Source organism: Leptospira venezuelensis (assembly GCF_002150035.1).
In the GTDB taxonomy this organism is placed as follows: domain Bacteria; phylum Spirochaetota; class Leptospiria; order Leptospirales; family Leptospiraceae; genus Leptospira_B; species Leptospira_B venezuelensis.
Map to the genome: position 1 here is coordinate 1 of NZ_NETS01000009.1, position 7,201 is coordinate 7,201.

5 protein-coding genes are annotated in these 7,201 nt (G+C 37.5%); all 5 read left to right on the plus strand.

Features of this window, described 5'->3' with window-relative positions; genetic code table 11:
• The first annotated feature begins 399 nt into the window (after positions 1–399).
• Complete coding sequence (locus tag B1C82_RS07115) at positions 400–612, plus strand: AbrB/MazE/SpoVT family DNA-binding domain-containing protein (RefSeq protein WP_086446927.1); 213 nt, start codon at positions 400–402, stop codon at positions 610–612.
• Positions 609–1,001 (plus strand): type II toxin-antitoxin system death-on-curing family toxin, encoded by a 393-nt coding sequence (locus B1C82_RS07120; protein WP_086446928.1) that lies wholly within the window; start codon positions 609–611, stop codon positions 999–1,001. Before B1C82_RS07115 ends, B1C82_RS07120 begins: the two co-directional genes overlap by 4 nt.
• A 573-nt stretch (positions 1,002–1,574) precedes the next feature.
• Positions 1,575–1,889 (plus strand): hypothetical protein, encoded by a 315-nt coding sequence (locus B1C82_RS07130; RefSeq protein WP_086446930.1) that lies wholly within the window; start codon positions 1,575–1,577, stop codon positions 1,887–1,889.
• A 289-nt stretch (positions 1,890–2,178) separates the two neighbouring features.
• On the plus strand, positions 2,179–2,700 hold the full coding sequence (locus tag B1C82_RS07135; RefSeq protein ID WP_086446931.1) for a hypothetical protein: 522 nt from the start codon (positions 2,179–2,181) through the stop codon (positions 2,698–2,700).
• Positions 2,701–5,861: 3,161 nt separating this feature from the next.
• Entirely contained in the window at positions 5,862–6,926 is a 1,065-nt protein-coding gene (locus B1C82_RS07155; RefSeq protein WP_157894105.1) for a reverse transcriptase domain-containing protein, read from the plus strand.
• The last annotated feature ends 275 nt before the right edge of the window (positions 6,927–7,201 follow it).

The window sequence follows — 7,201 nt, forward strand, 5'->3', positions numbered from 1 at the left end:
GTATTTTGCTCAACAAGATCTTGATTGGTACACCTCTTGTGCTGTTTCTAACAATTATACTAGTATGGTTTGGGTTTTTGGCGGATATTTAGATTAACAAGGCCTCATCACGGCGTATAACTGTCGGCTCTGACGCAGCGCTTCGAGATTGCTTCGCAACTCTCGCTCGGCCTTCGGCACATTGGCTCAGTCACTCAAATTGCAGAGGCAATTTTCGTGCCTGTCTTCACTTCGTTCAGCTCGCCAACGTCGTCAAGCCTTGGTCGTTAGACGCAAAAGCCCTTAAAATTTGTTCTGAATCCATGAAATGGATAATGTGGGGTTTGATAATTAAATTTAGAAAATGCTCCTTGACAGACGTAATACTATTGTATATACTTTGTTGTGACGGATGTTTTTATGATTAAAAAGCTAATACAGCATGGCAATAGTTCTGCGTTGATAATTGAAAAGCCTATTCTTGAGCTTTTAAGTATTACTTCTGATACTTCCTTAGATATTAAGACCGATGGTAAAAGCTTAATAATCACCCCAATTGATAATCGAATAGAAACTTCTTTGGATAAAATTAATAAAAAACATAGCAAGACATTAAAGCGACTCGCTGAATGAGTCCCTTAACCGTTCGATATTTAACACTCGAAGAAACTTTATATATTCATGCAAATCAAATAGAAGAATATGGTGGATCTTATGGAATTCGAGATAAAGGTCTCCTTGAATCGGCAATATCACAGCCATTAGCTGGATTTGGAGAGCAAGAATTTCATAAGGATTTATTTGATAAAGCAGCAGCTTATTTATTTTATCTTTGCAAGAACCATCCTTTCCTTGATGGGAATAAGCGCGTTGCCTTGGCAGCATCTTTGGTATTCTTAGATTTGAATGGAATAGAGTTAGATGATCCAGATGAAAAACTCTACGATTTAACAATTGGTATTGTTGCTGGTAAAATTCCTTTTGAGAATATTGCTAAAGTATTAAAGGGCTTCAGCGTCTAACTAACGGTGCTTCCGCTACGCTTCGAGATCGCTAACGCGACTCTCGCTCGGGCTACGCCACATTTCGCTTTGTCACTCGCCTTGCAAAGCAAGCCTCGCGCCAAGTGCTTCGCACTCGCGAAACGTCGGAACACCTTGGTCGTTATCCGAACATTTCATCCAGAATTTGGTTTTTTGTTTATTTTTTAATTTCGAGAAAGTCATTCATTAAATTTGAACGATTGGTTGCTTGGAAATTAACTAGCTTCTTTTTTCTAATAGCCGCCAGATTTTGAAGTGCATCTTTCGATTCCGGTTTTTCATTCCGTGCGGCTTTTGTTGTTTGATGATAGCGTAGAGAGGCGGGTAGATTTTGTTATACTAAATTCTTTCGCTTCGCAGAGTCTAAAATTTTTAGTAATAGTGTCTGAAACGTCGGATAACTTCCGGTGCCTCCGCTCCGCTCGGGGCTTGCTAACGCAACCCGCTCGCTCGGCCTTCGGCACATTCGCGTCCGTCACTTCGTTTGCATGTGCAAACTCGCGCCGTTGCGAACGTCGGAGCACCTTGGTCGTTAGGCGGCATGACAAAAATATGATTAAATTACTAAAAGAAAATGAATTTAGAAAATCTATCTCTAACCCAGCTGAGCTTAAAGAAGGATATGATCGAATAACTACAAATTTTTGGGAATATTATGATGAGATCTCTAAAAATGATTTTAAGGGGATCTCATTCTCGAATCATGAAGTAAGCAATATTTATAGAATGGATAATGATTATGACCATATTCTCATTTCTGCTGAAGCCCATAAGAACATTTTTTTGGTTTTAGTTAACGATCATTCGAAAAATATAATTATCGGTCACTATATTTTAGATTTAAATAAAGAGTATGGACTAAAGTAAGCGTAACATACGATTTTCTAATTTGCTGCTGTCTTAAGTTTATGTTTTATGCTCTTAGGATTAAAGTGGTGAAGTAGAAAACTTTATTGTTAGAATTGTCACGCCGCCTAACTGTCGGCTCTGACGCGTCGCTTCGAGATCGCTAACGCAACTCTCGCTCGGCCTTCGGCACATTGGCTCAGTCATTCGAATTGCAGAGCAATTCTCATGCCTGTCTTCACTTCGTTCAGCACGCCAACGTCGTCAAGCCTTGGTCGTTAGGCGAAAATCGATGCAAAATGTATTTTGAATGAAAAATAAGATAATTGGAAGAAGCTTTAAAGAAGTAAAATCTTCAGAATATTATAGGCTCGAAATTATTGATCGAGGTTACTATAAATATATATTATCTCTCTTTTATGTAATTATATTATTCGTTATCTTGTCTTCATTCAAAGAATTTGGATCTATAAATCTTCATCTTTGTTTCATAGTCACTTGCATTGGTTCAATCTTAATTTTCTATCTTTTTGGACCAATTTCAGAAATAAGATTCATTCAAGTTGATGCGGTAGGAATAGTTATTTCGTCTGGATTGAGTTATGATCCTTCATTGAAAAAAATTCGATGGCGAGATGTGGTCGAGATTGATAAAGTAAGATATAACTACAGCAATCGGCACATAGTTACTATCTCACCCATTTTTTATAAATTTACTTTAAAGAATAAAAATGTACGCGAATTTATTTGCTTTAATCATTTTGGATTTGAGTCAGAAATGAGAAAATTATCTGGAATTGGTAACCCAGGAATTAAGATTAATTTGACATAGCATCGATCATCGCCTAACTTTCGGTTCTGACGCTGCGCTTCGAGATTGCTTACGCAACTCTCGCTTGGCCTTCGGCACATTCCGCTTTGTCACTCGTCTTGCATAGCAAGCCTCGCGCCAAGTCCTTACGGACTCGCGAAACGTCGTCAAACCTTGGTCGTTATGCGCCATAAATTGAAATTCTTCCTTTGAAAAAATAATAATGTATTTACATTTGATTCTTGCTCATGGACCTGATATTTCCATACTTATCTTACCAATTCTTGGGATATCTCTATTTGTTGGATTAATAGTGTATCTAACTATTTTCATACCTCCGAAGATCAGGCTATCGAAAGTATGTCTGAAATGCGGATATGTGCGCGATCCAAAGTCTTATCCAACAAGATTCTGTCCAGAATGCCATACTGATTTACGGATTAAGTAAGGGGTTTTAACTAACTCAATTTAAAACTATTACTTACGAATAACTTTGAAGTATTTAGTGTAATATTAATTTTGCTATCTCTTTTGAGTTTTCTAAAATATATCTGAAACGCTAATAATCAATATAGAAGATAATGATGTTACTTGCTCACGGTATAGAAGGTATTATTGAATCTATTCGCTACTTATTTTTCACAGTAGTTATTTCTAGCTTCCTGCTCATTATCATAATTTATTTGATGAAACGTCTTAATCAAAAAATTGAAGATAATCTTTGTAGAAATTGTGGTATTGCAGTTCCACTTTCTGTTAAAAGTCCGAATTATTGCCCTCGCTGCGGAAGAAAATTAAGATCGAGAAATTCCTAAGGCTTAGTAAAATTTACGGCGCCTAACTGTCGGTGCTTCCGCTCCGCTCGTGGATCGCTAAAGCGCCCACTCGCTCGGGCTACGCCACATTCGCGTCCGTCACTTCGTTTGCATGAGCAAACTCGCGCCGTTGCGAACGTCGGAACACCTTGGTCGTTAGGCGAAACTGTGACGGATTCAAAGTTAAATAATAATGACGATTTTCTTAGCGATAAATAAATGAGATTAGTATGTTTAAAAAGTATCCTTTTTTATCCGTGATTATATCTGCAATTTACTTTGGTTTAACTGCACCGTTGCTATTGTTTATATTATTTTTGCACATTCATAGTGAACTTTTATTAAAAACCCTGTTCTTATTTGGTATAATTTTGATCATGTTTTTTCAAATAGGATTTACTTGGTTTAGTGAGACAAAAAAGATTCTAATAAAGAAATTTCTAATTGTTTTAACTTTAATCTTTATATGCTGGGATTTAGTTTTATATTTTGAATTTCTTCCGTATCTAAAGAATAAATATTCAGCAGAATATATGGTCACAGTTGATTCTGAGAGTAGAGAAGACTTAGAAAATGTTAAAATGTTTAGTTATTTACTTTATTTCTTTGGAATTAGCATTTCTATTCTGGCATTTTTAATCTCAAGTGTATCTGCTCTAATTTTACATTTTTCAATTCGAAAAGATAGTAGGTAGGTCACAGCATCGCCTAACTGTCGGCTCTGACGCTTCGCTTCGAGATTGCTTCGCAACTCTCGCTCGGCCTTCGGCACATTTCGCTTTGTCACTCTTCTTGCAGGGCAAGCCTCATGCCAAGTGCTTGCACACTCGCGAAACGTCGTCAAGCCTTGGTCGTTATCCGAACATTTCATCCAGAATTTGTTATTTTTTTAATTCTGAATTTCGAGTTGTTCTTTCGTTAAATTTGAACGATTGGTTGCTTGGAAATTAATTAGCTTCTTTTTACTAATAGCCGCCATACTTTGAAGTGCATCTTACGATTCGGGTTTTTCATTCCGTGCGGCTTTTGTTGTTTGATGATAGCGTAGAGAGGCGGACAGATTTTGTTATACTAAATTCTTTCGCTTCGCAGAGTCTAAAATATTTAGTAATAGTGTCTGAAACGTCGGATAACTTCCGGTGCCTCCGCTCCGCTCAAGGCTGCTTCGCACCTTTCGCTCGGCCTTCGGCACATTCGCGTCCGTCACTTCGTTTGCATGTGCAAACTCGTGCCGTTGCGAACGTCGGAGCACCTCGGTCGTTATCCGAACATTTCAGCCAAAATTTGTTTTTTGTTTATTTTTCAATTTTGAGAGTTTTCATTAGTTAAATTTGAGCAGAAGGTTACTTGGTAATTAATTAGCTCCTATTTCCTAATAGCCGCCATATTTTGAAGTGCATCTTAAGATTCAGGCTTTTCATTTCGTGCGGCTTGTGGTTTTTGTTGATAGCGTTGAGAGGCGGACAAAGTTTGTTATACTAAATTCTTTCGCTTCGCAGTGTGTATAATTTTTAGTAATAGTGTCTGAAACGTCGGATAACTTACGGTGCCTCCGCTCCGCTCGGAGCTTGCTAACGCAACCCGCTCGCTCGGCCTTCGGCACATTCGCGTCCGTCACTTCGTTTGCATAAGCAAACTCGTGCCGTTGCGAACGTCGGAGCACCTTGGTCGTTATCCGAACATTTCATCCAGAATTTGTTTTTTTGTTTGTTTATTAATTTCGAGTTGTTCGTTCGTTAAATTTGAACGATTGGTTGCTTGGAAATTAATTAGCTGCTTTTTTCTAATAGCCGCCATATTTTGAAGTGCATCTTTCGATTCCGGCTTTTCATTTAGTGCGGCTTGTGGTGTTTGATGATAGCGTTGAGAGGCGGACAGATTTTGTCACACTAAATTCTTTCGCTTCGCAGGGTGTAAAATTATTAGTAATAGTGTCTGAAACGTCGGATAACTTGCGGTGCCTCCGCTCCGCTCGTAGATCGCTTTCGCGACCACTCGCTCGGGCTTCGCCACATTCGCTTCCGTCACTTCGTTTGCATGCGCAAACTCGCGCCGTTGCGAACGTCGGAGCACCTAGACCGTTAGACGCCATGCTTTCTAACTTTCCCAATGAATATTGATCTATTTAGTTTTCATAAAGTTTTTCCGAGTTCATTTAAAAGAAAATTGAAGGAAAGCATTGTTACGCCTTCCGAAAATATTCAGTTTAACGAATTAATTCGAGATCTATATTATTCAATTAAGGATCATACGTATCATCCTCAAAAGCCAAGGGAATATATAATCGCTAATAAGCATAACTACGTGGCTAGAATTATTCCTACATTCTCAGCTCGAGACTATTGTTTATATTACTTCGTAATTAAAATGCTCGAAGCTGAGATCGCTGTAAATAGGGTAGAAGGAACTTACGGAGGATGGACGCTTGGTAATCAACTTAGGCTAAAGGAAAATGAAGAAGAAATCTATTTGAATGATTACGCAATGCCAAGCTCATTTAATCCGTTTCTATGGATGCAGAATTGGCAAGAATTTCAAAAAAAAGCTTATTCATTTAGTAGAAGTGGAGAATATAAATATATTATTAAATATGATATTGCAAATTTTTATAATAGTATTAATCTAAATTTGCTAATTAGAAAAATATTCCTAATTACGCCGTTCGCAAAAAGATTCTACGCCGAACTTCTTTCTCATTTCCTTTTTAGTTGGAATAAGAAAATTGAAGGCTATGTAAGTAAGAATATAGGTTTGCCGCAAGATGAAATTGGAGATTGCTCCAGAATACTCGCCAATTTCTATCTTCAGGAATATGATGAGAAGATTTTCAATCTTTGCAAAAAGTACGGAGCAAAATATCTGCGTTATGCCGATGACCAATTAATATTTGCTAACTCCGAAGAAATTGCTAAGAGGATTCTCTTTGAAGCATCTAAGGACCTCTTTAAAATGGATCTAATAATAAATTCAAGTAAGGTAAAAGAATTTCCGGATATGCAGGAATTTAATGATTATTGGGCGTTTGATATCTTTGACTTACTGGCAGACAAAGAAAATGAAGAATTGATTAATAAAGGAATAGAAATATATTATAAACGCAAGGATGATGAAGTTGAATTTCGCAGCTTTTCTGTTCTTAAAAAAATTGTTTCACTGGATTTTGATAAAATTTTGCCCCATTTAAAATATCGAGTCTTGAGTGAATTGTTTAATCAGGAATTTCTTTCTAATTCAGATTATTGGATGCTTAGCAAAATTTATAAAAATGTAGGTGCAAATGACAGGCGGAATCTTCTAGAGATTCTTGACTCGCTGATCCCTAAGATTCATTTTAACTCTTATCATTATAATCTAATCGTTTTTTATCAGAAGAATAATCTAAACTTCAATGAAAAGAAAGTGAGAAGCTTTATTAGTGAGTACTCTTTTTAGCAAAAAGCACGGCGTCTAACTGTCGGTGCTTCCGCTCCGTTCGTGGATCGCTAACGCGACCACTCACTCGGGCTTCGCCACATTTGCTTCTGTCACTCGTCTTGCTAAGCAAGTCTCGCGCCATCGCAAACGTCGGAACACCTTGGTCGTTGTGCGCCATAAACATATTAAATGAAAAAACCTATAGTAAGACCATCGCACGAAGAATTTGTAAATCTTGCGGAAACAGAATTTCTATTCTTAGAGGTAGACTATAGTTTTACGAAAGAATGGGA

What these genes read in the sequence shown, in the direction of transcription:
- B1C82_RS07115 (WP_086446927.1), top strand. Translation starts at nt 400, where the DNA reads ATGATTAAAAAGCTAATACAGCATGGCAATAGTTCTGCGTTGATAATT.
- B1C82_RS07120 (WP_086446928.1), top strand. Translation starts at nt 609, where the DNA reads ATGAGTCCCTTAACCGTTCGATATTTAACACTCGAAGAAACTTTATAT.
- B1C82_RS07130 (WP_086446930.1), top strand. Translation starts at nt 1,575, where the DNA reads ATGATTAAATTACTAAAAGAAAATGAATTTAGAAAATCTATCTCTAAC.
- B1C82_RS07135 (WP_086446931.1), top strand. Translation starts at nt 2,179, where the DNA reads ATGAAAAATAAGATAATTGGAAGAAGCTTTAAAGAAGTAAAATCTTCA.
- B1C82_RS07155 (WP_157894105.1), top strand. Translation starts at nt 5,862, where the DNA reads ATGCTCGAAGCTGAGATCGCTGTAAATAGGGTAGAAGGAACTTACGGA.